At 64.7% G+C, this 24,298-nt stretch carries 24 protein-coding genes and 1 pseudogene; 13 read left to right on the plus strand and 12 right to left on the minus strand.

Features of this window, described 5'->3' with window-relative positions:
- The first annotated feature begins 33 nt into the window (after positions 1-33).
- On the plus strand, positions 34-942 hold the full coding sequence (locus tag AC3FKH_RS13800) for a LysR family transcriptional regulator (RefSeq protein WP_488676777.1): 909 nt from the start codon (positions 34-36) through the stop codon (positions 940-942).
- Here AC3FKH_RS13800 and AC3FKH_RS13805 read toward each other — a convergent pair.
- The gene (locus tag AC3FKH_RS13805) at positions 939-3,245 is read right to left on the minus strand and encodes a xanthine dehydrogenase family protein molybdopterin-binding subunit (protein ID WP_488676319.1); all 2,307 of its coding nucleotides are present in this window, start codon (positions 3,243-3,245) and stop codon (positions 939-941) included. The genes AC3FKH_RS13800 and AC3FKH_RS13805 overlap by 4 nt on opposite strands.
- Positions 3,242-3,724 carry a (2Fe-2S)-binding protein gene (locus tag AC3FKH_RS13810; protein ID WP_488676321.1) on the minus strand — a complete coding sequence of 161 codons (483 nt, stop codon included), beginning with the start codon at positions 3,722-3,724 and terminating at the stop codon, positions 3,242-3,244. Before AC3FKH_RS13810 ends, AC3FKH_RS13805 begins: the two co-directional genes overlap by 4 nt.
- A gap of 371 nt (positions 3,725-4,095) precedes the next feature.
- Between AC3FKH_RS13810 and AC3FKH_RS13815 the strand changes: the two genes are divergently transcribed.
- The 6 genes from AC3FKH_RS13815 to AC3FKH_RS13840 all read left to right on the plus strand — a co-directional run bounded on the left by AC3FKH_RS13815 (position 4,096) and on the right by AC3FKH_RS13840 (position 8,733).
- On the plus strand, positions 4,096-5,229 hold the full coding sequence (locus tag AC3FKH_RS13815) for an MFS transporter (RefSeq protein WP_488676778.1): 1,134 nt from the start codon (positions 4,096-4,098) through the stop codon (positions 5,227-5,229).
- A gap of 50 nt (positions 5,230-5,279) precedes the next feature.
- Positions 5,280-5,690: a (R)-mandelonitrile lyase gene (locus AC3FKH_RS13820; protein ID WP_488676322.1), complete on the plus strand. Its 411-nt coding sequence runs from the start codon at positions 5,280-5,282 to the stop codon at positions 5,688-5,690.
- Positions 5,691-5,716: 26 nt separating this feature from the next.
- Complete coding sequence (locus AC3FKH_RS13825) at positions 5,717-6,211, plus strand: (R)-mandelonitrile lyase (RefSeq protein ID WP_488676323.1); 495 nt, start codon at positions 5,717-5,719, stop codon at positions 6,209-6,211.
- Between the two features lie 97 nt (positions 6,212-6,308).
- On the plus strand, positions 6,309-6,992 hold the full coding sequence (locus tag AC3FKH_RS13830) for a carboxymuconolactone decarboxylase family protein (protein ID WP_488676779.1): 684 nt from the start codon (positions 6,309-6,311) through the stop codon (positions 6,990-6,992).
- A 2-nt stretch (positions 6,993-6,994) separates the two neighbouring features.
- Positions 6,995-7,246 carry a hypothetical protein gene (locus AC3FKH_RS13835; RefSeq protein ID WP_488676325.1) on the plus strand — a complete coding sequence of 84 codons (252 nt, stop codon included), beginning with the start codon at positions 6,995-6,997 and terminating at the stop codon, positions 7,244-7,246.
- Between the two features lie 83 nt (positions 7,247-7,329).
- Positions 7,330-8,733 (plus strand): MFS transporter, encoded by a 1,404-nt coding sequence (locus AC3FKH_RS13840; protein ID WP_488676327.1) that lies wholly within the window; start codon positions 7,330-7,332, stop codon positions 8,731-8,733.
- Between the two features lie 255 nt (positions 8,734-8,988).
- Here AC3FKH_RS13840 and AC3FKH_RS13845 read toward each other — a convergent pair whose 3' ends face one another.
- Positions 8,989-9,240, minus strand: coding sequence for a TniB family NTP-binding protein (locus AC3FKH_RS13845; RefSeq protein ID WP_488676329.1), 252 nt, complete (start codon positions 9,238-9,240; stop codon positions 8,989-8,991).
- A 41-nt stretch (positions 9,241-9,281) separates the two neighbouring features.
- Here AC3FKH_RS13845 and AC3FKH_RS13850 point away from each other — a divergent pair, with 41 nt between their 5' ends.
- Positions 9,282-9,410 carry a hypothetical protein gene (locus AC3FKH_RS13850; RefSeq protein ID WP_488676331.1) on the plus strand — a complete coding sequence of 43 codons (129 nt, stop codon included), beginning with the start codon at positions 9,282-9,284 and terminating at the stop codon, positions 9,408-9,410.
- 79 nt (positions 9,411-9,489) lie between these two features.
- On the opposite strand, the gene gabD is transcribed toward AC3FKH_RS13850, so the two are convergent.
- Together gabD and AC3FKH_RS13860 are read right to left on the minus strand one after the other, a co-directional pair.
- Positions 9,490-10,962 carry an NADP-dependent succinate-semialdehyde dehydrogenase gene (gene gabD / locus AC3FKH_RS13855; RefSeq protein ID WP_488676333.1) on the minus strand — a complete coding sequence of 491 codons (1,473 nt, stop codon included), beginning with the start codon at positions 10,960-10,962 and terminating at the stop codon, positions 9,490-9,492.
- 77 nt (positions 10,963-11,039) lie between these two features.
- Positions 11,040-12,329 carry a 4-aminobutyrate--2-oxoglutarate transaminase gene (locus tag AC3FKH_RS13860; protein WP_488676335.1) on the minus strand — a complete coding sequence of 430 codons (1,290 nt, stop codon included), beginning with the start codon at positions 12,327-12,329 and terminating at the stop codon, positions 11,040-11,042.
- 134 nt (positions 12,330-12,463) lie between these two features.
- On the opposite strand from AC3FKH_RS13860, the gene pdxR reads away from it, so the two are divergent.
- The 5 genes from pdxR (at position 12,464) to AC3FKH_RS13885 (ending at position 17,281) form a co-directional block, all read left to right on the plus strand.
- Positions 12,464-14,017 carry a MocR-like pyridoxine biosynthesis transcription factor PdxR gene (pdxR, locus tag AC3FKH_RS13865; RefSeq protein ID WP_488676337.1) on the plus strand — a complete coding sequence of 518 codons (1,554 nt, stop codon included), beginning with the start codon at positions 12,464-12,466 and terminating at the stop codon, positions 14,015-14,017.
- A 122-nt stretch (positions 14,018-14,139) separates the two neighbouring features.
- Positions 14,140-15,273, plus strand: coding sequence for a tetratricopeptide repeat protein (locus tag AC3FKH_RS13870; RefSeq protein WP_488676338.1), 1,134 nt, complete (start codon positions 14,140-14,142; stop codon positions 15,271-15,273).
- Positions 15,274-15,677: 404 nt separating this feature from the next.
- Positions 15,678-16,085: a zinc-ribbon domain containing protein gene (locus tag AC3FKH_RS13875; RefSeq protein WP_488676339.1), complete on the plus strand. Its 408-nt coding sequence runs from the start codon at positions 15,678-15,680 to the stop codon at positions 16,083-16,085.
- A gap of 195 nt (positions 16,086-16,280) precedes the next feature.
- A complete protein-coding gene (locus tag AC3FKH_RS13880) occupies positions 16,281-16,439 on the plus strand; it encodes an SDR family NAD(P)-dependent oxidoreductase (RefSeq protein WP_488676341.1) in 159 nt (52 codons plus the stop codon).
- A 65-nt stretch (positions 16,440-16,504) separates the two neighbouring features.
- Positions 16,505-17,281 (plus strand): short-chain dehydrogenase/reductase, encoded by a 777-nt coding sequence (locus tag AC3FKH_RS13885; protein WP_488676343.1) that lies wholly within the window; start codon positions 16,505-16,507, stop codon positions 17,279-17,281.
- Positions 17,282-17,401: 120 nt separating this feature from the next.
- On the opposite strand, the gene AC3FKH_RS13890 is transcribed toward AC3FKH_RS13885, so the two are convergent.
- From AC3FKH_RS13890 to AC3FKH_RS13920, 7 genes and pseudogenes are all read right to left on the minus strand, one after another.
- Positions 17,402-18,232 carry an SDR family NAD(P)-dependent oxidoreductase gene (locus AC3FKH_RS13890; protein ID WP_488676345.1) on the minus strand — a complete coding sequence of 277 codons (831 nt, stop codon included), beginning with the start codon at positions 18,230-18,232 and terminating at the stop codon, positions 17,402-17,404.
- Between the two features lie 38 nt (positions 18,233-18,270).
- Positions 18,271-19,407 carry an acyl-CoA dehydrogenase family protein gene (locus AC3FKH_RS13895; protein ID WP_488676780.1) on the minus strand — a complete coding sequence of 379 codons (1,137 nt, stop codon included), beginning with the start codon at positions 19,405-19,407 and terminating at the stop codon, positions 18,271-18,273.
- Between the two features lie 50 nt (positions 19,408-19,457).
- Entirely contained in the window at positions 19,458-19,913 is a 456-nt protein-coding gene (locus AC3FKH_RS13900) for a MaoC family dehydratase (protein ID WP_488676347.1), read from the minus strand.
- A 57-nt stretch (positions 19,914-19,970) separates the two neighbouring features.
- Entirely contained in the window at positions 19,971-21,119 is a 1,149-nt protein-coding gene (locus AC3FKH_RS13905; protein ID WP_488676348.1) for an acyl-CoA dehydrogenase family protein, read from the minus strand.
- A 178-nt stretch (positions 21,120-21,297) separates the two neighbouring features.
- A complete protein-coding gene (locus AC3FKH_RS13910) occupies positions 21,298-21,813 on the minus strand; it encodes an AMP-binding protein (RefSeq protein WP_488676349.1) in 516 nt (171 codons plus the stop codon).
- Between the two features lie 31 nt (positions 21,814-21,844).
- Positions 21,845-22,615 (minus strand): annotated as a pseudogene (locus AC3FKH_RS13915) (AMP-binding protein); the annotation flags it as partial.
- 40 nt (positions 22,616-22,655) lie between these two features.
- Positions 22,656-24,164 (minus strand): NAD-dependent succinate-semialdehyde dehydrogenase, encoded by a 1,509-nt coding sequence (locus tag AC3FKH_RS13920; RefSeq protein ID WP_488676351.1) that lies wholly within the window; start codon positions 24,162-24,164, stop codon positions 22,656-22,658.
- Positions 24,165-24,298 lie beyond the last annotated feature (134 nt).

A 24,298-nucleotide genomic window follows, 5' to 3' on the forward strand; every position in this document is an offset into this window, starting at 1 on the left:
CTTTCCGATGGCTTTCGAGCAGACAATAACTCCATGCCCCGCCAAAACTTTAACGACCTGCTGGCATTGATCACCGTCGCGAAGGAGCACAGCTTCACGCGCGCGGCGGCCAAACTTGGCGTTACACAATCTGCGCTGAGTCATACCATTCGCGGTCTCGAAGCCAGGCTCGGCGTGCGACTGCTGACCCGGACCACGCGAAGCGTGTCCACGACCGATGCGGGCGAGTGGCTGATTCGCTCCTTGGGCCCGAAATTCGAAGGGATTGAAGCCGACCTATCCGCGGTGGCGGAACTCGGCGAACGGCCCGCCGGCACGATCCGCATCACCGCGGTGGATCATCCGATCGACGCCATCATCTGGCCTCGCCTGGCGAAGGTGCTGCCACAATACCCCGACTTGAACGTCGAACTGACCGTCGACTATGGGCTCACCAATATCGTCGGCGAACGCTATGACATTGGCGTGCGCTTCGGCGACCAGATCGAGAAGGACATGATCGCGGTTCGCATCAGCCCCGATGTGAAAATGGCCGTCGTTGGCGCGCCCGCCTACTTCAAGGGCCGCGACAAGCCTGCCACGCCGCGCGACCTGCTGGACCAACGCTGCATCAACTTGCGGCTTGCGACGAGCGGCGGCCTCTATGCCTGGGAACTGGCAAAGGGCGCGAAGAAGCTGCAGGCACGCGTCGAGGGCCAACTCGTTTGCAACAGCGTCAACCAGATGCTGAACGCAGCGCTGGATGGATTTGGACTGACATTCCTGCCCTATCCGCTGGTCCAGCCACATGTGGAGGCCGGTCGCCTCGTCCGTGTCATGGACGACTGGTGCCCGACCTTTCCCGGCTATCACGCGTTCTACCCAAGCCGTCGTCAATCTTCGCGCGCCTTGAAGATTGTCATCGACGCAATCCGGTACCGTCCGGAAAGCGCACGCCGCTAGGCCCGCGCAAGCTGGTCGCGGATCGGCAGCGAGCGGATCCGCTTGCCCGTGGCCGCAAAAATTGCATTGCACAGCGCCGGCGCCACCGGCGGCACCGGCGGCTCGCCGACGCCGCCTGGCGGCACGTCGAAATCACCGCCGACCAGCCACGTGTGGATGGCACGCGGCGCCATATGCGAGCGCAGGAGTTCGAAGTCGTGGAAATTGCTCTGCTGCACGCGGCCATGCTGGAACGAAATCTCGCCAAGCATGGCAAGGCTTACGCCCATCACGCAGCCGCCTTCCACTTGCGACCGGATGCGCTCCGGGCTGACCTGCGGACCACAGTCGATCGCCATATCGACACGCGGGATCGAGATCCGGCCTTTGGCATCGACGGCAACTTCGACGACGGTCGCCACATACGTGACGAAGCTGTATGCCATGGCGATACCCAGGCCATGGCCTTTCGGCAGCTTGCGGCCCCAGCCAGCCCGACGGGCGGCTTCCTCGACCACCCGCCGCATGCGCCCGGTGTCGAGTGGATACAGGTCCGGCGATTCACTGTAGTTCCAGCTGTCAGATAGCGTTGCAGGATCGATCTTCCGCGGCGGCCCGATCAGTTCCAGCAGGTAGTCTTTCGGGTCCCGGCCGGCCTGGTGCGCGAGTTCGGCGACGAAGCTCTGCACGGCAAAGGCGTGTGGAATGTTCGACACCGAGCGGAACCAGCCGATACGTGTGTGCGCCGGCACATCGGCCGACTCCAGCCGGATCGACGGGATCTGGAACGGGATGTTGATGGCCGTCATCGCCGCCTCAAACGCCGCCTTGCCTTGCGCGCCGACCTTGAACGTGGACGCGATGGTGGGAGCGGCGGACCGGTGCAGCCAGGCCGCCGGCCTGCCACTGGCATCGAGTACCGACTCCATGCGCTCGACGGATACCGTGTGGTAGTAGTCGTGCCGAATGTCATCGTCACGGGTCCATTGCAGCTTGACCGGCGTACCACCCATCGCCCTGGAAACAAGCGCCGCTTCGGAGATGAAGTCCGCCATCGACTTGCGGCCGAACCCACCGCCCAGCAACGTCAGGTGCAACGTCACGTCCCTCGCCTCGAGCCCGACATGCCTGGCCACGCTTTCCAGGGCCCCCTGCGGCGCTTGCGACGGCGCCCAGATCTCGCATTTCCCATCGACGAAGCGTGCCGTGGCCACCGGTGTTTCCATCGACGCGTGGGCAAGATGGGGGATGTAGTACTCGGCCGAAACCTTGCGCCGGCCGTTGGCAGACGATAGCGCTGCCACGGCATCGCCATCGTTGCGCATCGCCTTGCCGGGCTGGCGCGCCACCGTCTCCAGGGTACGGCGGAACGCGCCCGATTCGTAGTCCGCGTTCATGCCATCGTCCCATTCGAGCTTGAGGGCGGCGCGCCCCTGCATTGCCGCCCAGGTATTCGTCGCCACCACGGCAACGCCACCGACAGGGTTGAACAGTGGCGGACCGTCGTAGCCCTTCAGTTCGACGACGCGCAATACGCCTGGCACTTTCATGGCGTCGGTGCTGTCGACTTTGCGCAGCTTGCCGCCGTACACGGGCGGCCGCGCCATGACAGCGTAGACCATCCCGGGGAGCCGTATGTCGATGCCGTAGGTGGCCTTGCCCTGAGCAATATCGCGGCTGTCGGTCGGCAGGATCTTGCCCTTGCCGATATAGCGGAACGCGTCGGGCTGTTTGAGCCGGAGCTGGCTGTGCTGCGGCAGCGGCTGCCGCATGGCGGCTTCCGCCAATTCACCATAGCCGAGCCGGCGGCCCGTTGGCAGATGAATGACTTCGTGGTTGCGCGCCTGCACCTCGGCCGCCGGCACTTTCCATTGCGCGGCGGCGGCGGCTTCGAGCATCTGGCGCGCCGACGCGCCCACGCGGCGCATCGGGGCCAGGAAATGCCGCATGCTGCGAGAACCGTCCACGTTCTGGCTGCCATAGCGAGCCTCGTTCGCATCGGCCTGCACGATCTTCACGCGGCTCCAGTCGGCTTCCATCTCGTCTGCCACCACCATCGGCAGGCTGGTCCGCACGCCGGTGCCCATCTCGGCGCGATGCGCAACAATCGTCACAGTGCCGTCGCGCGCGAGCGACACGAAGACCAACGGGTTGTCCACCACGCCGCCCGGCATCGAGGCGGCGCCGTACGTCTTCTCCCCTTCAGCGGCATCGGCCTTTGCAATCAGGCCTCCGAACTGGACGGACAACGCAAACGCCGCGCCGGACTGCAAAAAACGGCGGCGCCCCGGTTGCGCCAACGGCTGAATATCGGTGCGCGTCATGCCCTGGCCCCCGTCTTGTTGCCCTGGAGCCGTGACGATGCGAGGCGCACAGCGGCATTGATGCGGGTATAGGTGCCGCATCGACAAAGGTTGCCGCTCATCGCGGCGACGATCTGCGCGTCGGTCGGCTTCGGATTGCTGTTCAGCAGCGCGGTGGCCGTCATGATCTGGCCCGCCTGGCAGTAGCCGCACTGCGCCACGCCGAGCTCTGCCCACGCGTCCTGCACGGCTTTGCCCACGCGATCCGCCTCCATCGCTTCAATCGTGCCCACCGCCTTGCCGCCCACCGCGGAGATCGGCGTCACACAGGAGCGCACCGCCTGGCCGTCGACGTGGACGGTACAGGCGCCGCACAGCGCCATGCCACATCCGAATTTCGTGCCCGTGAAGCCCAATGCATCACGGAGCGTCCACAGCAATGGGGTATCGGGGGGCAGGTCGACATGATGAATCTGACCATTGATCTTGAGCGATGTCATCGGCAATTACGTGGCTGGAGTTTGCGGGATGGTCGCGGGAAAGCGCGCCCCGATCAATGTGCCGTTCCTGCATGCGCTTATGAGTCATCTTCATGAATGCGCACCTCCGGCACGTCGATGGAGCCGGAGTCTGCCATAGGGTGTTAATGAATGCATTTCATAAAGTCTTTGAGTATTCATGATCTAGTCAGGTGCGCCATTCCTTAGCAAGATGTCGCACTATGGAAAAATCAGTTCTTCATCAAACCAACGCCACCCCCCGCAATACCGGCCTGGACGCAGTTGCTGCTCGCTCTATCGGTCGCCGCGGTTCCCGCGCATCCGCAGAGCAGACCTTTTCTCGTCCGGCGTACTGGGGTGGGGTCTTCGCAATGACGCTCTGCGTCTTTGCATTGATAGCCTCTGAGTTCATGCCGGTCAGCCTGCTGACCCCAATGGCCGCCGACCTGCACGTCACGGAAGGGATGGCAGGCCAGGGCATCGCGATCTCTGGGGTTTTTGCCGTCGTCACGAGCCTTTTCATTTCTTCCCTTGCCGGCAGCATGAATCGGAAGACCCTGCTGCTCGGCCTCACAGGCGTGATGGCATTGTCCGGCGCCATCATCGCGATGGCACCGACGTACCTCGCATACATGACCGGACGCGCGTTGATCGGTGTAGTCGTGGGCGGGTTCTGGTCGATGTCCGCTGCCACAGCCATGCGGCTGGTGCCACCTCCCCAGGTGGCACGTGCGCTGGCCGTGTTCAATGGCGGTAATGCACTGGCCACCGTCGTTGCCGCGCCGCTGGGCAGCTATCTCGGGGCGGTCGTTGGCTGGCGCGGGGCCTTCTACTGTCTCGTACCCGTTGCGTTGCTCACGCTCGCCTGGCAATGGGTCAGCCTGCCTGCCATGCCGGTGGAATCTCGTCACGCCAGCCAAGGCAACCCGTTCGCACACCTGCGGAGGCCGGTTGTGGCATTGGGCATGCTCGCTGCGGGCGTGTTTTTCATGGGCCAGTTCACGCTGTTTACCTACATCAGGCCATTCCTCGAAACGGTGACGCGGGTCGATGCTGCGACGCTCTCGCTGATCCTGCTTGCAATGGGCGTGGCGGGCTTCGTCGGCACCTCTCTGATCGGCACCGTGCTAAGACGCGGGTTCTACGCCACGCTGATTGCCATCCCTTTATTGATGGCGGTCATTGTGCTGGCGCTAATCGCTTTTGGCCATCAAGCGAGTGCCGTCATCGCGCTGCTGGCGCTCTGGGGGCTGGTCGCGACAGCTGCACCCGTCGGATGGTGGGGCTGGATCACCCGGACGTTCCCCCACCACGCCGAGGTCGGTGGAGGGCTCATGGTTGCCGTCGTCCAGCTCTCGATTGCGATCGGCTCCACAGTCGGCGGCTTGCTGTTTGACACGCTCGGTTATCAAAGCACGCTTGAAGTGAGCGCGGCAATGTTACTCATTGCCGCCGGACTGACCCATCTGACTTCCCGCTCTGAAGCGCGCTCACCTCACCAGTAAATTTCCGCAAGCTTCATGCGGCATCTCACTTTAAGGACGAAGCAACATCCATGGAACTCAAACGTGCAGGTTCTCAGCCTTCCCTCAAAGGCCCTGCGGAGTGGTTCACGGGCACCGTCCGCATCGACCCGCTGAACAACCCGCCAGCACCGGCCCGCGCGTCATGCGCCGCGGTCACCTTCGAGCCGGGTGCGCGCACGGCATGGCACACCCATCCGCTGGGGCAGACGCTGATCGTCACTGCCGGCTGCGGCTGGACGCAGTGCGAAGGTGAGCGCATCGTCGAAATCCGTGCCGGCGATGTCATCTGGTGTCCGCCCGGCCATCGGCATTGGCACGGCGCGTCTCCGACCACAGCCATGACTCACATCGCAATCCAGGAGGCGCTGGATGGCAAGAACGTCGAGTGGATGGAGCACGTCACTGACGAGCAGTACCTCGCTGGCCCATTGCGCGGGTGAGTCATTCGCTCCGGGAAAGAACCCAAATGCATCGTCTTCTGAAAATCTCCCTGTCCGCCTTGGCTCTGCATGCAGGGATAACTAGAGCGGCCGAGCCTCAGATCAACACGCCTGCAGAGGCCCAGCAGATCACGCGCGCGGGCGATCAGTCCTCGGCCGCGGGCGCAGCGGAATACTTCACTGGCCACGTGCGTATCGATCCGGTCTGGCCCGCTGGCAAGCACATCAACGCTTCCGGCGGGCTGGTCACCTTCGAACCCGGCGCACGCTCTGCCTGGCATACGCATCCTGCAGGTCAGCGGTTGGTGGTGACGTCCGGCGTGGGACTGACGCAGGAATGGGGCAAACCCGTGCAGGTCATTCGTCCTGGTGATGTGGTCTGGTGCCCTCCCGGCGTCAAGCACTGGCATGGCGCCGCGCCCGGCACCGCCATGACACACCTGGCTGTCACCGGCACGGTGGACGGAAAGAATGTCACATGGATGGAGCAAGTCACCGATGCGCAATATAACGCTCGCTGAGCCCCGCAAAGCCCAGCTTTGCTCCGTTGCGCTGGCCATGGCACTGAGTCTGGCCGTGACGTGGAGCTACGCATTCAACGTGCAGGAGACCCAACCAATGACCCACGCTCCAACGACCGCGCCCAACATCTCCGAAACCCTCACTGTGCGTCAGCAAGCCTTCGTGCCCATTGCCGCCTTTGCCGCTATGGGCGACATCGCCAAACTAAGCACCGCGCTAAACCGGGGGCTGGATGCCGGCCTGACGGTGAGTGACGCCAGGGAAGTTCTGGTGCAGCTCTATGCCTATGCAGGCTTTCCGCGCAGCCTCAACGCGCTGGGCGAGTTGATGAAAGTGCTGGACGTACGCGAGCAACGTGGCATCCACGATGCGCCCGGCATTACCCCCAGCCGAGTCATCCCGAAGGGCGATGCGCTACTGGCCGCCGGTACGGCCAACCAGACCAAGCTGTCAGGCGGGCCGGTCGAAGGGCCGCTGTTTGAATTCGCCCCTATCGCCAACGAATACCTCCGTACCCATCTGTTCGGCGACATCTTCGAGCGCGACAACCTCGACTGGCAAAGCCGTGAGTTGGCTACCCTGGGCATGCTGTCCGCATTGCCTGGCGCCGAGCCGCAACTGCAGGCGCACATGCGCATCAGCATGAATGTCGGATTCACGGCAAGCCAATTGCGACAGCTCACCCAGGTGCTGGCCGAGCGCGTGGACGAAGGTGCCGCAGGCCGAGCACGCGAAGCGCTTCAGCGGCACCTGGCCACACTTTCTACAGAGAAGAAATGACCATGCAAGCCACCATGCTCTATGGGGCACGCGACGTCCGCTTCGAGGAACGTCCCGACCCTGCAATCCTGAAGCCCACCGATGCCATCGTGCGCATCGCCGCCACGTGTGTGGCTCCGACCTGTGGCCTTATCGCGGCGCCCAGCCTATTGCCGAGCCTGCATGGCGCCCCTGCGCCAGTGCGGCAGTATCTGCCGCATCTGATCGACTCACGCTGGACGGCAGCATCCGCCCCGGCCAAGTGTTCGACCTGACCCTGCCGCTAGCGCAAGTGGCCGAAGGCTACCGGGCCATGGACGAGCGCCAGGCGATCAAGACGCTGCTGTTGCCCTGACGTATGAGTTCCAAGACATCCCGCGCCACGCTCGCCGCCGCGCTGCTGGGCTTCTTTGTCATCACGCTGGATGCGGTGGTGGTCAACGTTGCGCTACCCACGCTGGGGCGCGATCTGGGCGCAGGCGTCGACGGCCTGCAATGGGTGGTGGACGGCTACACGCTCATGTTCGGCGCGCTACTACTGTCGGCCGGTGCGCTGGCCGACCGCATCGGGGCGCGGCGGACCTTCGGCATCGGGCTGACGGTGTTCGTCGCGGCCTCGGCGGCTTGCGGATGGGCGCCCACGCTGGCGGTGCTGGTGGCGGCGCGCCTGGCACAGGGCTTGGGCGCGGCGGCGATGATGCCCGCTTCCATGGCACTGATTCGCCAGGCCTATCCAGACCCCATCGAGCGCGCGCATGCCGTGACGCTATGGGCACTGGGGGGCGCCATGGCGGCTACGTCCGGCCCGGTGATTGGTGGCTGGCTGGCGTCGTGGAACTGGCGGTGGATCTTTTTCATCAATATGCCGGCTGGCTTGCTCACCCTGGCGTTCCTGGCCCGCACACCGCCATCCCCTAGCCGACCGGTGCCATTCGATGCCGTGGGGCAGGTGACGGCGGTATTTGCAATGGGCGCGCTGGTCTATGGTGCCATCGAGGCAGGGGCGCGGGGACTTAGTGCCACGTCGGTGTGGTCCGCCTTCGTATTGGCATTGGCGGCGCTGGTGCTCTTTGTTTGGTCCCAAGTCCGTAGCGACCACCCCATGGTGCCGGTGGCCGTGTTCGCAACCGGCAACGCACGCATTGCGGTTGCCGTGGGCTTCACCTTCATGGTGGGCTACTACGGCCTACCGTTCGTGATGAGCCTTTACCTGCAGCGGCATCGCGGCCTGTCGGCACTAACGACCGGGGCTGCCTTCTTGCCAATGATGCTGACGGGTCTGGTCATCACGCCCTTCAGCGCGCGGCTGGTGAGGCAGTTCGGGGCTCGAACGATGATCGTCACCGGCCTGGTGGCTATGGCATTGGGCCTAGGCGCCGTGGCGACGCTGCCTGCGTCGGCGCCGGTAACCTGGATCGCCGCACTGATGATGCTGGTCGGCCTGGCCGGGCCACTTGTCGCGCCGCCCGTGACGGGGGTGCTACTGTCCAGTGTGCCGGCGGAACTGGCGGGCACGGCGAGCGGCGTCTTCAACACGAGCCGGCAGCTGGGTGGAGCGCTGGCGGTAGCAGTGTTCGGCACGCTACTAGTGAAAATGCCCAGCTTCATGGCGGGGATGCGAACCAGTCTGGTACTGGCCGCGGCACTTTCGCTATTGACAGCCATAGTCAGCCGGAGGCTCGAACTCACGCCGAGTACGCCAAAAGGGTCCGACCACATTTCATTGCCGCCATGCCCCTCGCATGCTGGCCCCGCAGATTGAGGGGTTTAACGTTGATCCCGGCATGTCCTCTGGCTAAAAGCCCGCCTGCTCGAAATCACGCATCCGCTCAGGCGTGATCAGCGGATAGTCGCTCCCGAACAGGACCGGTCCTTCCGTCCCGTCAGCTCAGTCTGGCGCGGAAAAGGCACAGTTATTCCTAGTCAAGCTGGCACTAGTCAACGCCATTGCACTTGGAGATCCGCAGCAATCCGTGGGACATGTAGAAGTCGCTCTGAAAGACCTGTGAAAGTAGCATCACCGAGAAGCCGGCATCTGCATGGCAACAATGCTTCGCAACTCGACGCCCTTCTCTTCGTCATACTCAGGTGGATGGCGACGCAAGAGTTTTGAGACTATCTGCGTCTTGCCGATGCTGGAATCTCCGTGCAGAAGCAGACACGGCATACGCTCTCGCTCAGGCGCGCGCCAAGGGCGTGGAATGTCTTGCTGAGCATTACCTGGGGCGCAGCACTTGCTATCCATTGCGCTGTGGACGCGGCCATACATGGCTGGCGCTTGGTAGCAACATTATGCAGGGCGGATGGTGCTTGCAATGCGCAAATGAGGCCAAGCGCCTTAGGATCGAGGACATGCAGACCATTGCGCATGCGCGGGGGATATGCGTGGCCGACGCGTATCTCAACAGCAAGACCAAGCTCGAATGGGAGATCATTTGAATTTCAGGTCATTCGACCTCAACCCCGGGGGGCGAGATGCACGTCAAGGGCCTGTAGGGCGAAGGTGACCGCCTGCCCCTTAGTCAGAGGCCACGCACAAATACTTGATCACAACGTAGTCATCAATCCCATAGTGCGAACCCTCGCGGCCCAGTCCCGACTGCTTCACGCCGCCGAACGGCGCAACCTCGTTCGAGATCAACCCGGTATTGATCCCCACCATGCCGTACTCAAGCGCCTCGGCGACACGCCACACGCGCCCGATGTCACGACTGTAAAAGTACGCTGCCAGGCCAAACTCAGTGTCGTTCGCGTACTGGATCACCTCTTCGTCGGACGAGAACTTGAAAAGCGGTGAGAGCGGGCCAAAGGTCTCTTCCCTGGCGACCTTCATGGCCTGCGTCACGCCCGCCAGCACGGTTGGCTCGAAGAAGCCATGGCCCGCGGCATGGCGCCTGCCGCCCGTCAGCAGCCGGGCCCCCTTGGCCAGCGCATCCTCGATATGCGCTTCGACCTTCATCACCGCCGCCTCGTTGATCAGCGGCCCCAGCGCCACCCCCGGCTCAGTGCCGTGGCCCACCTTCAGCTTCTCGACCGCGGCGCAAAGCTTCTGCGCAAACGCGTCGTACACCCGCTCATGCACATAGAACCGATTCGTGCATACGCAGGTCTGGCCGCTGTTGCGGTACTTCGAGGCAATCGCGCCTGCGACGGCTGCATCGAGGTCGGCGTCGTCGAACACGATAAACGGGGCATTGCCGCCAAGTTCGAGCGACACCTTCTTCACGGTCGGTGCGCATTGCGCCATCAGGAGCCGGCCGACCGGCGTCGAGCCTGTAAACGACAGCTTGCGCACGGTCGGGTTGCTGGTCAGCTCGCCGCCGATCGCCTTCGGATCGCCCGTCACCACACTGAACACGCCGGCCGGCACGCCCGCGCGTTCGGCCAGGACCGCCATCGCCAGCGCGGAGAACGGGGTCGCCTCGGCCGGCTTCAGCACGATAGGACAGCCCGCCGCGAGCGCCGGCCCGACCTTGCGCGTGATCATCGCCGCCGGAAAGTTCCACGGCGTAATCGCGGCGCACACCCCGATCGGCTCCTTCGTGACGACAATGCGCTTGTCGGCCGCAGGCGTCGGCATGGTGTCGCCGTACACGCGCTTGCCCTCTTCCGCAAACCATTCGAGAAACGATGCCGCGTAAGTGATCTCGCCTTTGGCCTCGGCAAGCGGCTTGCCTTGCTCCGTGGTCAGGATCAGTGCCAGGTCGTCCGCGTGCGTGAGCATCAGGTCGTGCCACTTGCGAAGGATCGCCGCACGCTCCTTCGCAGTGCGCTGGCGCCACGCCGGCCACGCCGCGTTGGCCGCTTCGATCGCGCGCCTGGTTTCGGCCGCGCCCAGCGCGGGAACCGTGCCGATCAAGGCGCCGGTCGCCGGGTTGCGGACCTCAAACGTCTCGCCGCCGGCAGCGGCTTGCCATTCGCCATGGATATAGGCCTGCTGGCGGAACAGCGCGGGCTCTCTCAGTGCAAGGGTTTCTTGAACAGTGCTCATGATGCGGATTCGATGAAGGGTAGGCGCATTCCACGCCGCACTGCCTGGCAGTGCGGCGCCGGACCATCTGTCAGGACTCAGGCAGGCACGCCCGCCGTTTCCTTCAGCACCTCATCCAGAATGCCGAGGGCTTCGTCGAACACGGCGTCGGGAATGGTAAGCGGGAAGAGGAAGCGAATGACGTTCGTATACACGCCGCACACCAGCAGCAACAGGCCGCGCTCCAGCGCGCGCGCCTGTACGCGCTTCGTCATTTCGGCATCCGCTTCGTTCGTGCCCGCCTTGAAGAACTCCACGGCGACCATCGCGCCGGGTCCGCGTACGTCGGCGATCTGGGGTACGTCATCCCGCAGCGCGACCAGCTTTGCCTTGAGCTTGTCGCCGAGTTGGTTCGCGCGTTCGCAAAGCGCCTCTTCCTCGATGATGTCCAGCACCGCGTGCGCCGCCGCCACCGCGAGCGGGTTGCCGGCATACGTGCCTCCCAGGCCGCCAGGTGCCGCCGCGTCCATCACGTCGGCACGGCCGACCACGCCAGACAGCGGCATGCCGCCTGCCAGGCTCTTCGCCATCGTGGTCAGGTCGGGCACCACCTGATGGTGCTGCATCGCAAAGAGTTTGCCGGTGCGCGCAAAGCCCGTCTGCACCTCGTCGGCGATGAGAAGAATGCCGTGCTCATCGCACAGCTTGCGCAGCCCGCGCACGAAATCCGCGGGCGCCGCGTAGAAGCCGCCCTCGCCCTGCACAGGCTCGAAGATCATGGCGGCGACGCGCTTTGGATCGATGTCAGCCTTGAAGAGCGCCTCGACCGCGCGCAGCGAATCGGCCGTCGTTACGCCATGCAGCGGGTTCGGGTACGGTGCGTGGAACACTTCGCCCGGAAACGGGCCGAAGCCAAGCTTGTACGGCGCCACCTTGCCGGTCAGGGCCATGCCCATCATCGTACGGCCGTGAAAGCCGCCGGAGAAGGCGATCACGCCCGGTCGGCCGGTGAAGGCGCGAGCGATCTTGATGGCGTTCTCGACGGCTTCCGCGCCAGTGGTAAAGAATGCGGTCTTCTTCGCGAAGTCGCCCGGGGCACGCGCATTGATCTTTTCAGCCAGCTCCACGTAAGACGCATAGGGCACGATCTGGTAGGCGGTATGCGTGAACTTGTCCAGTTGGTCCGCCACCGCCTTCACCATCCTGGGATGGCGATGACCCGTGTTCACCACCGCGATACCCGCGGCGAAATCGATGAAACGGCGGCCCTCGACATCCCACAGTTCAGCGTTTTCCGCACGCTCGGCGTAGAAATCGCACATGACGCCAACGCCACGCGGGGTAGCGGCGTTCTTGCGTGCTTGCAGATCAGCGTTCTTTACGGTCATCGTTCTTCGCTCGGTTCAGTCGGAGGTTTGTCGGATCCATCGGCCGGGTGCCTGCCCGGCCCCGCTGGCAGAAACTATAATCAGACTTGGCCCTAAGAATCAGAGCCATTTCTGTATTTTTATAGGAGCCAATTTTGCGCACAACCGTGTTGTCAGACTGGCTGGCTCAGCGCCTCGTTCGCGGCGGCGACGCTCAGCCGGTCTACCGGCAGCTGCACCGGCTGCTCCAGCAGGCCATCCTGAGCCGCGAGCTGCCGGCCGGTACGCGCATGCCGTCGTCGCGATTGCTTGCCGCCGAGCTCGGTATCGCGCGCAACACCGTGACGCAGGTGTACGAGCAGCTCGCGCTGGAAGGCTATGTCACCTCGGCAACCGGCCGCGGAACCTTCGTCACCGACAGCGCGCCGGATGAGATCGTCGGCGCGCGCGACGCGGGCCGCGGCGTGCATGGAACGCCCACTGCGCCACAAGCCGCCGCGCCGCGGCTGTCCGCCCGCGGCACGCGCCTGGTCGAGGGGGCGGGCGTATCGAAGCGGCAAAGCGGTGCCTTCATGCCGGGCGTGCCCGACGTATCGCGCTTTCCGACGCGTGTGTGGACGCGCCTGCACAACAAATACTGGCGGCGGCCGCGCCCCGACCTGCTGACGTACGCGCCGGGCGGCGGCCTGTCGTCGCTGCGCGTTGCACTCGCGGACTACCTGGGCACGTCGCGCTCGGTCCGCTGCGCGCCCGAGCAGATCATCATCACCACCGGAATTCACCAATCCGTCGATCTCGCGGTGCGCCTGCTGACCGATCCTGGCGACGTCATCTGGACCGAAGATCCCTGTTACTGGGGCGTGCGAAGCGTGCTGCAGGTATCCGGGCTGACGACCAGGCCGATTCCCGTCGATGCCGAAGGCATGGCGCCGACCGCCGGGGATCGCGCCAGGCCGCCCAGGCTGATGCTGGTCACGCCGTCGCACCAATATCCTCTGGGGATGGTAATGAGCCTGGCACGGCGCCGGATGCTGCTTGAATACGCGCGCCAGCACAGCGCATGGATCATCGAGGACGACTACGACAGCGAGTTCCGCTATGGCAGCCGGCCCCTTGCCTCCCTGCAAGGAATGGATACGGCAGGGCATGTGATTTATGTCGGTAGTTTTGGCAAGACACTGTTTCCGGGCTTGCGCGTCGGCTACCTCGTCGTGCCCGAGCCACTGGCAGAGAGCTTCGCGACCGCAAGCGCGGAGCTATACCGCGAAGGCCAGTTGCTGCAGCAGGCGGTGCTCGCCGAGTTCATCGCGGAGGGACACTTCGTCTCCCACATCCGGAAGATGCGGGCCCTGTACGACCAGCGACGCCAGGCGCTGCTGGATGCGATCGCGCATCGGTACGGCGACACCCTGCCCGCCATCGGTGGCGACGCGGGACTGCACCTGGTAATGCCGCTGCCACAGGGAACGAACGATCGCGCAGTCACGCAAGCCGCGCTTGAGCGCGATATCGTGGTGCGCGCGCTGTCTGGCTACTACGCGGATCCGGAGCTCGCCACTTCGGGACTGTTGCTTGGCTACGCCTGCGTGCCCGAAAACGAAATCGGCCCGGCCTTCGATACGCTCGCGGGCGTGATCGACGATGCGGTATCCACGCGCGTCTCTACGAATAGCGGCCCGCGACGTCGAGTGGCAGTTGGACTACGTTGAAAGCGCATCGGAGCGGTTCGCATCAGCAATCTGCAATGCAAGGAGCCAATATGATTGATGCACGTAGGGGCAGACCTATTACTACTGACCGTCCAGAAGCTGCAGAACGGTATCGACTCGCAGTGGATCGCATCCTCGGTTCCGAGGCGGGCGCCGCGGACACCCTCGATCAGGCTTTGGCGCTGGACAGCAATCTCGCCCTGGCGCTCGCTGCGCGCCACATGCTTGCTAAAGACTCCGGCGCGGCAGACGCCAATCTCTTCAAAGAGCGTGCGCTACTGGCGGCGCAAGCTGCGCTGCCCTGGGAGCGTGCGCATATCTCCGCGCTCTTTGCCCTGCTTGAAGACCCTTACACCAATCTTGCGGCCACCGAGGCCTACATCGCTGCCAATCCCAGTGACCTGCTGGTCATCTCGCAACTTTGCGGTTATCTGATCTTCTATGGCGGTGTGCGCAAGCTCGAGCGCGTTCTCAATATCATGGAATCGGTCGATCCGCGTTTGCGGGATGATTGGGCCTGGCTTGCACGCCTGGGGTTCGCGGCCAGCGAGGCCGGTGATCGGACTCGTGGTCGTGCACTGGTCGAGCGAGCACTGCGGCAGCGCCCACAGGCTCTCTATGTTATCCATAGCTACGCGCATGTACTGCACGACCAGGGTGAGCCAGGTGAGTCGTTGAAATTGCTGAACAACTGGCTGGATGAACATCGCCCATCGGCGGAGGGCGGCGCTATGTATGGTCACGTGCAGTGGCACCTGGCCCTGGCGGAGTGGCAGTTGGGGTTAGCCGAGCAGGCATGGCAGCGCTATGAGCGTTACTCTGCACCGGAGACAACTCGCTGTGGCCCGGTGTTGACTCTGGCCGATTGTGGCGGCTTTTTGTTGCGCGAATACCTGCGCACAGGAACTACACGTCCGGTTTCAGCCGCGGTTTCCGCCCTGTCCGAGCGCTTCAACGCTATGCTCTCGCACCCGTTTATCGCGCTGCATCTTGCCGGAATCCAGGCATCGGCGGGCGATATTGCTGCGCTTGAGCAAAGCAAGGCGGCTATCACGGACAAGGAACCCAGCGACCAGACACGGCTCTCGCTCAGGCTGTTTGATGCTGTCAGCCAGTTTGCCAGGGGACAGTACGCTGAGGCAGCCGATACCTTGAAGCTGATATCCGCAGATCAACGCGTTAGCGTCGGTGGAAGTCGTGTTGAGCGCATACTCATCGATCTGCTTGAAACAAGAGCCATTGAGCTTGCTGCCTAGTTCACGGTTTCTCTGTTTGCAACTTCACCCCTGGTGGCAGAGTGAGTTTCACAAGGCTGACGTTTCCCAAACACTTGCGCGACCAATGGCACTGTGGTGATTAGCCCTACAGCGAGCAGCGTCCAGCCGATGGCACGGCGTTGTTCCGGATTCACACGGTCGCTGAGCAACAGTGCGAGGCCCGCAGCGCCTGCCGCCCGTGTTCCTGCAATCAACCCGATTTCTGGAATGGTCAGTGATACCTGTCTCATCTGTGCCTCCCGGCGACCTGGAGAATCGAAGCATTTTGCGGCGCGTGCGGCTGACAGTCTGTATGCAAGCCGACACTGCTGATGGTCAAATCAACGAAGACATGCTGGCGGATGCGCACCTTGGCGCTCGCCTTCAGAACAAGGTTAGGATTTATGAGCAGCAATCGCCAACGTCGTGACGGAATTCAAATCCGCCGATCGGGCAAGCGTGCAGCTATCCGGGCGGAGGAAGAGCGACAGCAAGCCAAGAAGCGTGCGGCAGAACTCAGGGGAAAGGTCCTGGTGAATCCCACCAATCTTCGCCCAACAAACAGCTACAGCATCCCCGATTTCGTCACCCGCGGCTACTACGTGGACATGCCATTTCACTGCAAGGCGTGTGGTAAAGCCCAAGTCTGGACCGCTACCCAGCAGAAGTGGTGGTACGAATCAGCCAAAGGGGACGTATGGACCGTCGCCGTGCTTTGTCGGCCTTGCCGGATTCGCGAGCGCGAACGGAAAGCTGCATCTCGAAAGACTCCCCAAGAGGGAATGGCCAGAAAGGCAGGGAATGAAACCTGACAATCCAGTCAACCGGAACGCCGGGAGCCCGCGGACGCGATGCGAGGAAGGGCCGTTCGCCGGCGGTACCTCTCGTGCACTATAAATATCAGACGTAGGCCAGGGCGTTCCGTCCAGGCTCGGAATGCCACCTATCGCCCTGTCCGGCTTGCTGCTGTCGGCATGGCAGGATTCAGCCTACTGCGGGAGAGCGACATGCCCGAGGCAAACAGAGTCATCCTCGTCACGGGGGCTACCGGCGGCATCGGGAGCGCCGTCTGCGCAAGACTGGCGCAAGCAGGTGATTCGCTGATTCTCGCCGCGCGCGACATTGCCAGGCTGCTGCATGATGGCGGGTTCACAAGAGCCTATTGAGCGCTGCACCAAGCAACATCCCTTCCTGGACACGGGCTCGAATACACCAATCGGGATATACAAAAATGGATCTGAACCTCACGGGGAAATCGGTACTCATCACCGGCGGTACACGCGGCATAGGATTTGCCTGCGCCGCCGCGTTTGTCAACGAAGGCGCGGAGGTCACCGTTTCCGGCAGTACACAGGCGTCCGCGGAGAAGGCGCAGCTTGCATTGCGGGAGAAAAGCGGCATCGAGGTGCGTACGCTAGTCGCGGACCTGTCCCGCTCAGAAGGGCGGCAAGCGCTGGCTGACCATTTCGGAAGCGTTGACATTCTCGTGAACAACGCCGGAGCAATTCCTGGTGGAGGGCTGACCGCATTGAGCGACGAGCAATGGCGCGATGCATGGGATCTCAAGGTGCATGGGTACATCGACACGACGCGGAAGGCCCTTCCGGAAATGATGGCCCGCGGCCGGGGCGTCATCGTGAACGTGATCGGAATCGCCGCCCGGATGCCGCGCTACGACTATCTTTGCGGATCGGTTGGCAATGCGGCACTTTCCACGTTCACGCGAACGGTCGGCGCCTACGCCACCACCCGCGGCGTGCGCGTCGTCGGAGTGAATCCAGGCCCGACGGTGACCGATCGTCTGATCTCGCTCTACAAAGCACGCGCGCTTCAGAGGTTCGGGGATGAGTCGCGTTGGGAGGAGATGCTCCAGCACCTGCCCTTCGGACGCGCGGCCAGACCGGAGGAGATCGCCGACCTGGTCGTTTACCTGGCGTCTGACCGAGCCTCCTATTTGAGCGGTGTCGTAGTTGACGTCGATGGCGGGGCGCAATACCGGGACGCCTGAGGGACCCCTGGGGCTGCGGTGATGATGGCGGCGCCTGCCAAGCACGACAACCCGCCGAAGAACCCGAAAAATGGCCAAACACATCGTCTGGCCCTTCAAGAACAGGTCAATCCAAACCGTTCAGATCGCCCCGATACCCCCGCCGCAGATCAGCACCTGCCCCGTGACGTAGTTCGACTCCGGGATGCAGAACAGGTACACCGAACCCGCGGCCTCCTCGGGCCGGCCGGGACGGCCCAGCGGGATCGCCTTCTTCGACTGCTCGGCGATCTGCTCGCTGATCCCGACCTTGATCTCCCGGCCCTCGATGCTCACCGTGGCGCTGTCCTTGCCCGCGAACGGCACGGTCAGGCGGGTCTCGATATGGCCGAACGCCACCGCATTGACGTTGACGTTCAGGCGGCCCCACTCCTTCGACAGTGCCTTGGTCAGCCCGATGATGCCGGCCTTCGCCGCCGAGTAATTGAGCTGACCCGGATTGCCGCCAGCGGATACCGACGAGATGTTGACGATCTTGCGGTACACCTCCCTGCCCTCGGCGATCTCCGCCTTGGCGGCGGTGCTGATGACCGGGTAGGCGGCGCGCAAGATGCGGAACGGCGCCGTCATGTGGCAGTCCACGATCGCCTGCCACTGCTCGTCTGACATCTTCTGGATGACGTTGTCCCAGGTGTAGCCCGCGTTGTTGACGATGATGTCGATGCCGCCGAAGTGGTCCACGGCCGTCTTCACGAAGCGGTCCGCGAAAGCGGTATCCGTCACGCTGCCTACGCAGGCCGCCGCCTCGGCGCCCATGGCACGGATCTCGGCCAGCACTTCGTGCGCCGGATCCGCATCGAGATCGTTGACGACAACGCGGGCGCCTTCCGACGCCAGTTTCAATGCCAGGCTGCGGCCGATGCCCCGGCCCGAGCCGGTGACCAGGGCGACTTTTCCGTCAAGCTTTCCCATGATTCCCCTTGTTCCTTTCGTGCACGTTGCCGAGCCGCTCAGCGACCGCCGAGGCTGCGCGCGATGATGACTTTCTGGATGTGGCTGGTGCCTTCGTAGATCTTCGTCACGCGGGCGTCGCGGTAGTAGCGTTCGACCGGGAAGTCGGTCAGGTAACCATAGCCGCCGTGGATCTGGATCGCGTCCGAGCACACCTTCTCGGCGATCTCGCTCGCATACAGCTTGGCGATCGACGCTTCCTTCGCGCACGGCACGCCAGCGGCCTGCAGGCGCGCGGCATGCAGCATGTACTGGAACGCCACGTCCACCCGGGCGGCCATGTCTGCCAGGTCGAAGGCCACGCCTTGCAGGTTGATGATCGGACCGCCATAGGCCTCGCGTTCCTTCGCGTACTGCACGGCGGCTTCGAGCGCGGCGCGGGCCACGCCGCAGGCCACGGCCGCAATGCCGATGCGGCCTTCCGACAGCATGCTCATCACCTGCTTGTAGCCTCGGCCTTCCTCGCCGAGCAGGTTCTCCGCCGGCACGCAGTGGTCGTCGAGCTGGATCGCTGCTACATGCGCCGATCGCTGGCCCAGCTTCTCCTCGACGCGCGCGACGGTGTAGCCCGGCGCCTTCGGGTCGACGATAAACAGGCTCGGTCCCTTCTTGCCTTCCGGCGTCTCGGTGATCGCCGCGATGCAGATGCCGACGCCCGCCTCGTCGCCGTTCGAGATGAACTGCTTGCTGCCGTTCAGCACATAGTGGTCGCCTTCGCGGCGTGCCGAGGTGCGGAATGCGCCGGTATCCGAACCGGCCTGGGGCTCGGTCAGCAGGCCGGCCACGATGGTTTCGCCCGATGCGATCCCGGGCAGGTACTTGTGCTTCTGCGCGTCGGTGCCCGCATGGGCGACCACGCCAGCTAGGCCGTTGTGGACGTGCAGGATGGTGGCAAAACCCGCGTCGGCAGCGGCGAACTCGGTAATGGCGAGGCAGTACTCGACGAAGGTCGCGGCCGAGCCGCCGTATTCCTCGGGCACGTGCATGCCGAGGAAGCCCAGCTCGCCCACCGCCTTCAGTTCGCTGCGCGGCCAGGCGCCGGTGCGGTCGCGCTCGGCAGCCGTCCCGGCCACCACTTCCTGGGCGACCTTGCGGGCCGCGTCGCGGATCATGACTTCCTGCTCGTTCAGGAGCACGGACGATGTATCGCTCATTTCTCTACCTCTTCTCGGATTCGTTCAGGCAATCAGGCAAACACGCGCACGATGGACTCGGCCACGCAGGCGGGCTTGTCGGACCCCTCCATCTCGACGGTCATTTCATAGGTCAGCTGCGCGCCGTTGTTGTCGAGCGGCTCGAAGCTCGCCAGCCGGAAGTGCGCGCGCAGCCGGGTGTCGACCGGCACGGGCTTGAGGAAGCGCACCTTGTTCAGGCCGTAGTTGACGCCCATCCTGACGTTCTGGATCGCGAACGCCTTCTGCGAAAAGATCGGCAACAGGCTCAGCGTCAGGAAGCCATGCGCGATGGGCGCGCCGAACGGGCCCTTGGCCGCGCGCTCGGGATCGACGTGGATCCATTGATGGTCGCCGGTCGCGTCGGCGAAGGTGTTGATGCGCTGCTGGTCGATCAGGATCCAGTCGCTGGTGCCGACAACCTCTCCCACCAGGGATTGCAGTTGGGCGATGGTTTCGTAGGTCTTCATGTTGTCTCGCTCGTCAGAATGGATTGGAGGGGCGCAGGCGCGGGATGCCGGCCCATATCAGGCCGTGGTGGCGTGCAGCCCCGCTTGCAGCGCTGCCGCACAGGCCGCCTCGTGGCTGTCGCTGCTGCCGAGCAACAGGTCGGCCACCACGGCGCGCTTGTAGTAGTGGCCGACCGCGTATTCCTCGGTCATGCCGATGCCGCCATGCAGCTGGATGCCCTGGCCGCATACGAACTTCGCCGCGCGGCCGATCAGCATCTTGGCCGCCGACAACACCTGCAGCCGCGTCGCGGCATCGTCGTTCGCCATGGATGCCAGGGCCGCGTGCAGCATCGACCGGGCCACCTCCATCTCCGCGGCCATCTCGGCCATGCGGTGCTGCAGCGCCTGGAACGACCCGATGGCCACGCCGAACTGCTGGCGCGTCTTCAGGTACTCGGCGGTCATCTCGATGGTTTTTTCCATCGCCCCGATCAGTTCGGCACACAGCGCGACCGTGCCGCTCGCCAGTCCGGCCTGGAGCGCGGCGAGGCCCTGTCCGGGCTCGCCCAGCACCGCATCGCCCGCGACGTTGACACCATCGAAGGTCAGTTCCTCGACCCAGCTGCCGTCATGCAGCGGCAGGGCGCGGCGGCTCAGGCCCGGGGTCTCGGCATCGACCAGCAGCAGCGTGATGCCCGGCGCATCCGGCACTTGCGCGGACACGATGAACGCATGCGCGCCGACCGCGCCGAGCACCAGCGACTTGCGGCCGCTCAGCACAAAGCGGTGGCTATCGCGTTCGGCCCGCAGGGACACCGGCTCGGCCAGGCCGCGCGACGCCGGCTCGCTATATGCGAGTGCGATGCGCAACGAGCCGACGGCCAGCAGCGGCAGCAGCCGCGCCTTCTGCGCCTCCGTCGCGCCGGCCACCAGCGTTTGCGCCGCCAGGACCGCGCACCCCAGGTAAGGCTCCACCACGAGCCCGCGCCCGAACTCCTGCGTGATGATGGCGGTATCGGCCAGCGTGCCTCCAAGGCCGCCATGGGCTTCCGGCAGTGCCGCCATCAGCCAGCCGTTCTCGGCGAACAGGCTCCAGTTGCCTTCGCTGCCGTTCCTGCCGGCCTTCAGCAAGGCGCCGCGCGCTTCGAAGGTATAGGCCTTGTCGATGAAGCGGCGCACGCTGTCCTGCAGCAGTTGTTGTTCCGAAGTCAGATCGAAGTCCATGCTATGTCCCTTGCGGCGGACGCAGCGTCATCATGCTGTCGTGCCGGTCCCAGATTTCGCAGCGCCGGCTTTCTCCGGTACCCCCGGATGCCTCGGCATGCTGGCTTGAGTACCCATCTTAGGGACGCAACCGCGCTTTCTTCCCCTCCCCTTTTTGCAGGGGCCACGCATCCCGCGGCTACGCGGCGGCCAGCGCATGGCGCCGGCGGCGCAGCCGCAGGCGCCCCGCCGCGTCCATCTCGCCCTGGTCCCGCGTCCGGAAGAAGCCGTCCGGCGTCAGGCTGTCGGCGGTCTTGTCCGGCGCCTTGTAGTAGCCGATCATCTGTCCCGGGCTCTTGACCAGCACCTCGCCATTGCCGGCAATGCGGCATTCGACGCCGGGGTTGCACCGGCCCACATAGCCCGCGCGCGCCTGTCCCGGTAGGCTGAGATGGGAATAGCCGAAGTTCTCGGGCAGGCCGTAGCCGGCCACCACCTGCAGGCCGGCCGCGCCGTACCACGCCGACACCTCGCGCGGTACTGGCCCGCCGGCCGCGAAGGCAACTCGGGCCTGGTCCAGGCCGATGCGGCGGCGCTGCAGCCACCGCAGGCCCCGCGACAACCCCGGCACGGCAAGCAGCCGGCGATGCAGCGCCGGCGACACGTAGGGACAGAACGGCAGGCCGCACAGCGCCCAGGCGCGCAGGAACCGCATGGAACAGCGTTGGCCTGGCGCGGCGCAGGTCCTTCAGGATGGTGTCGGGCCGTTCGTAGAAGAACACGCGGTAGCCGAAGCAGAGCGAGGCGCATTCGACCACCAGCCGGCCGGCGCACTCCGCCAGCGGCAGGTAGGCCAGCAGGCGGTCGGCCGCCGTGCGGCGGTGCTGCGGCGGCAGCGCGTCATTGAGCGCGCGCGGCACCTCGCACAGTGTGCGGAAGCGGTGCATCACCCCCCTCAGGCGTCCGGTGCTGCCCGGCACGTAGAGAATCGTCGCCAGCGCGGCCGGCTCGGGCAACGTGACGGTGCGCAGCCGTGGCGTGGCCGCGATGACCGACTGCCATGCCTCGCCACGTCCTGGGCCGGCCTGCGGCAGGCGGATCACCGGCATATCCTCCGGTACCGCCGCTTCGTGTTCGCGCCATCGGGCGGCGTCATCGAACGGCTGGCCGATGAAGGCCAGGCGCGCATCGCTGTGGGCCAGCATATAGGCGACGCCGCGCCGGTCGGCATCCGGACACACGGTCACGCTGACATGACCGGCCATCCAGATCGCCAGGTCGGCAATGATCCAGTGCGCGCTGTTCTGCCCGAGGATGGCAATCTTCGACCCAGGCGGCAAGCCCTGTGCCAGCAGGTACGAGGCCATGCGCCTGACCTCGTCCGCCACCTCGCACCAGCGGTAGTCCGCCACGGTGCCGTCAGGCTGCGGCTGCGTGAGATATACCGCGAACGGTGACTCGCGCTCCCAGTGCAGCAGGCAGTGCACGGGGGTTGGCAGGCGATGCGGATCTGGCATGGCGGTGGTCACGGTCGGTGAATGGCGGGACGGCGGGAACCTACATGCCGCCCAGGCAGAGGTACTTCATCTCCAGGTACTCGTCCATGCCGTAGCGCGAGCCTTCGCGTCCGAGGCCCGATTGCTTGACGCCGCCGAACGGCGCCACTTCATTGGAGATCACGCCCGTGTTGATGCCGACCATGCCGTACTCCAGGGCTTCCGCCACCCGCCATACGCGGCCGATGTCGCGGCTGTAGAAGTACGAGGCGAGCCCCGAGTCCGTGTTGTTGGCCATCGCCACGACCTCGGCTTCATCGTGGAAGCGGAACACCGCGGCCACTGGCCCGAATGTCTCCTCGGTGGCGATCAGCATGTCGGATGTGGCCCCGGCCAGCACCGTCGGCCGGACAAACCGTGCCGATCCGAGCCCGGCCGCCAGCTCGCCGCCCGTCATGAGGCTCGCGCCCTTCGCGAGCGCATCGTCGATGTGCTCGCGCACCTTGGCCACTGCGGCATCGTCGATCAGCGGGCCCTGCGCCACGCCTGGCTCGAAGCCATCGCCGAGCTGCAGTTCCGCGGCCTTGCGCGCGAGCTTGTCGACGAAGACGTCGTAGACCCTGTCGTGAACGTAGAAGCGATTCGTGCAGACACAGGTCTGGCCGGCGTTGCGAAACTTCGAAGCGATGGCCCCGTCCACGGCCGCGTCGATATCGGCGTCGTCGAACACGATGAACGGTGCATGGCCCCCGAGTTCGAGCGCGAGCTTCTTGACCGTCGGGGCGCACTGCTGCATCAGGATGCTACCGACAGGCGTCGACCCCGTGAACGAGAGGTGCCGCACCACCGGCGACTCGCACAGCACCTTGCCGATGGCGGAAGATGCCGTTCCGGTCGTCACGACGTTGAGGACACCCGGTGGAATGCCGGCACGGTGCGCGAGTTCCGCAAGGGCCAGCGCGCACAGCGGCGTCTGTCCGGCCGGCTTGATGACAATGGTGCACCCCGCCGCCAGCGCCGGCGCCGCCTTGCGGGTGATCATGGCGATCGGGAAGTTCCATGGCGTGATCGCGGCACAGACGCCGATCGGTTGCTTTAGCACCAGGAGCCGCTTGTCTGGCGCAGGCGTGGCCAGCACGTCGCCGTCCACGCGCTTGGCCTCCTCGGCGAACCATTCGACAAACGATGCCCCATACCCCACTTCGCCGAGCGCTTCAGCCAGCGGCTTGCCTTGCTCGGCGGTCATGATCGCCGCCAGGTCCTGGGCGTGCGCCGTCATCAGATCAAACCAGCGGCGCAGGTATGCCGCGCGCTCCTTGCCCGTGCGTGAGCGCCACGCGGGAAGTGCGGCGTCTGCAGCGGCAATAGCCTCGCCAGCCTCGTCCACGCCGAGATTGGCAACCCTGGCAATGGTCTGGTCGGTCGCGGGATTGTGGACGGCAAAGGTGCCGCCATCATTTGCAGGCACCCAGCTGCCGTTGATATAAGCCCGGTCTCGAATGAGCAGGCCGTCCTTGATGCGCGTGTGAAGAGAGGACATGGTTTTGGGATAAGGTGCGGCAGGCCGCATGAAGTTCGCTGGCCCGAGACTAGCCGCGCCGCCGGGGGCGGCGCACCTACCGCATAGGGGGGGACCGGCGCGCCTGCGTCGAGGCCGGCACCGCAACTTGGGGCGCCCCTCCCCTCCCTCTCTTCTCGGGAGGG

This window comes from Cupriavidus sp. 21MJTG02-4 (assembly GCF_057798975.1).

Excerpts from the sequence above, each read along its gene's own strand:
- AC3FKH_RS13800 (WP_488676777.1), top strand. The coding sequence starts at position 34 with ATGCCCCGCCAAAACTTTAACGACCTGCTGGCATTGATCACCGTCGCG.
- AC3FKH_RS13805 (WP_488676319.1), bottom strand. The coding sequence starts at position 3,245 with ATGACGCGCACCGATATTCAGCCGTTGGCGCAACCGGGGCGCCGCCGT.
- AC3FKH_RS13810 (WP_488676321.1), bottom strand. The coding sequence starts at position 3,724 with ATGACATCGCTCAAGATCAATGGTCAGATTCATCATGTCGACCTGCCC.
- AC3FKH_RS13815 (WP_488676778.1), top strand. The coding sequence starts at position 4,096 with ATGACGCTCTGCGTCTTTGCATTGATAGCCTCTGAGTTCATGCCGGTC.
- AC3FKH_RS13820 (WP_488676322.1), top strand. The coding sequence starts at position 5,280 with ATGGAACTCAAACGTGCAGGTTCTCAGCCTTCCCTCAAAGGCCCTGCG.
- AC3FKH_RS13825 (WP_488676323.1), top strand. The coding sequence starts at position 5,717 with ATGCATCGTCTTCTGAAAATCTCCCTGTCCGCCTTGGCTCTGCATGCA.
- AC3FKH_RS13830 (WP_488676779.1), top strand. The coding sequence starts at position 6,309 with ATGACCCACGCTCCAACGACCGCGCCCAACATCTCCGAAACCCTCACT.
- AC3FKH_RS13835 (WP_488676325.1), top strand. The coding sequence starts at position 6,995 with ATGCAAGCCACCATGCTCTATGGGGCACGCGACGTCCGCTTCGAGGAA.
- AC3FKH_RS13840 (WP_488676327.1), top strand. The coding sequence starts at position 7,330 with ATGAGTTCCAAGACATCCCGCGCCACGCTCGCCGCCGCGCTGCTGGGC.
- AC3FKH_RS13845 (WP_488676329.1), bottom strand. The coding sequence starts at position 9,240 with ATGTATGGCCGCGTCCACAGCGCAATGGATAGCAAGTGCTGCGCCCCA.
- gabD (WP_488676333.1), bottom strand. The coding sequence starts at position 10,962 with ATGAGCACTGTTCAAGAAACCCTTGCACTGAGAGAGCCCGCGCTGTTC.
- AC3FKH_RS13860 (WP_488676335.1), bottom strand. The coding sequence starts at position 12,329 with ATGACCGTAAAGAACGCTGATCTGCAAGCACGCAAGAACGCCGCTACC.
- AC3FKH_RS13875 (WP_488676339.1), top strand. The coding sequence starts at position 15,678 with ATGAGCAGCAATCGCCAACGTCGTGACGGAATTCAAATCCGCCGATCG.
- AC3FKH_RS13880 (WP_488676341.1), top strand. The coding sequence starts at position 16,281 with ATGCCCGAGGCAAACAGAGTCATCCTCGTCACGGGGGCTACCGGCGGC.
- AC3FKH_RS13885 (WP_488676343.1), top strand. The coding sequence starts at position 16,505 with ATGGATCTGAACCTCACGGGGAAATCGGTACTCATCACCGGCGGTACA.
- AC3FKH_RS13890 (WP_488676345.1), bottom strand. The coding sequence starts at position 18,232 with ATGGGAAAGCTTGACGGAAAAGTCGCCCTGGTCACCGGCTCGGGCCGG.
- AC3FKH_RS13900 (WP_488676347.1), bottom strand. The coding sequence starts at position 19,913 with ATGAAGACCTACGAAACCATCGCCCAACTGCAATCCCTGGTGGGAGAG.
- AC3FKH_RS13905 (WP_488676348.1), bottom strand. The coding sequence starts at position 21,119 with ATGGACTTCGATCTGACTTCGGAACAACAACTGCTGCAGGACAGCGTG.
- AC3FKH_RS13910 (WP_488676349.1), bottom strand. The coding sequence starts at position 21,813 with ATGCGGTTCCTGCGCGCCTGGGCGCTGTGCGGCCTGCCGTTCTGTCCC.
- AC3FKH_RS13920 (WP_488676351.1), bottom strand. The coding sequence starts at position 24,164 with ATGCGGCCTGCCGCACCTTATCCCAAAACCATGTCCTCTCTTCACACG.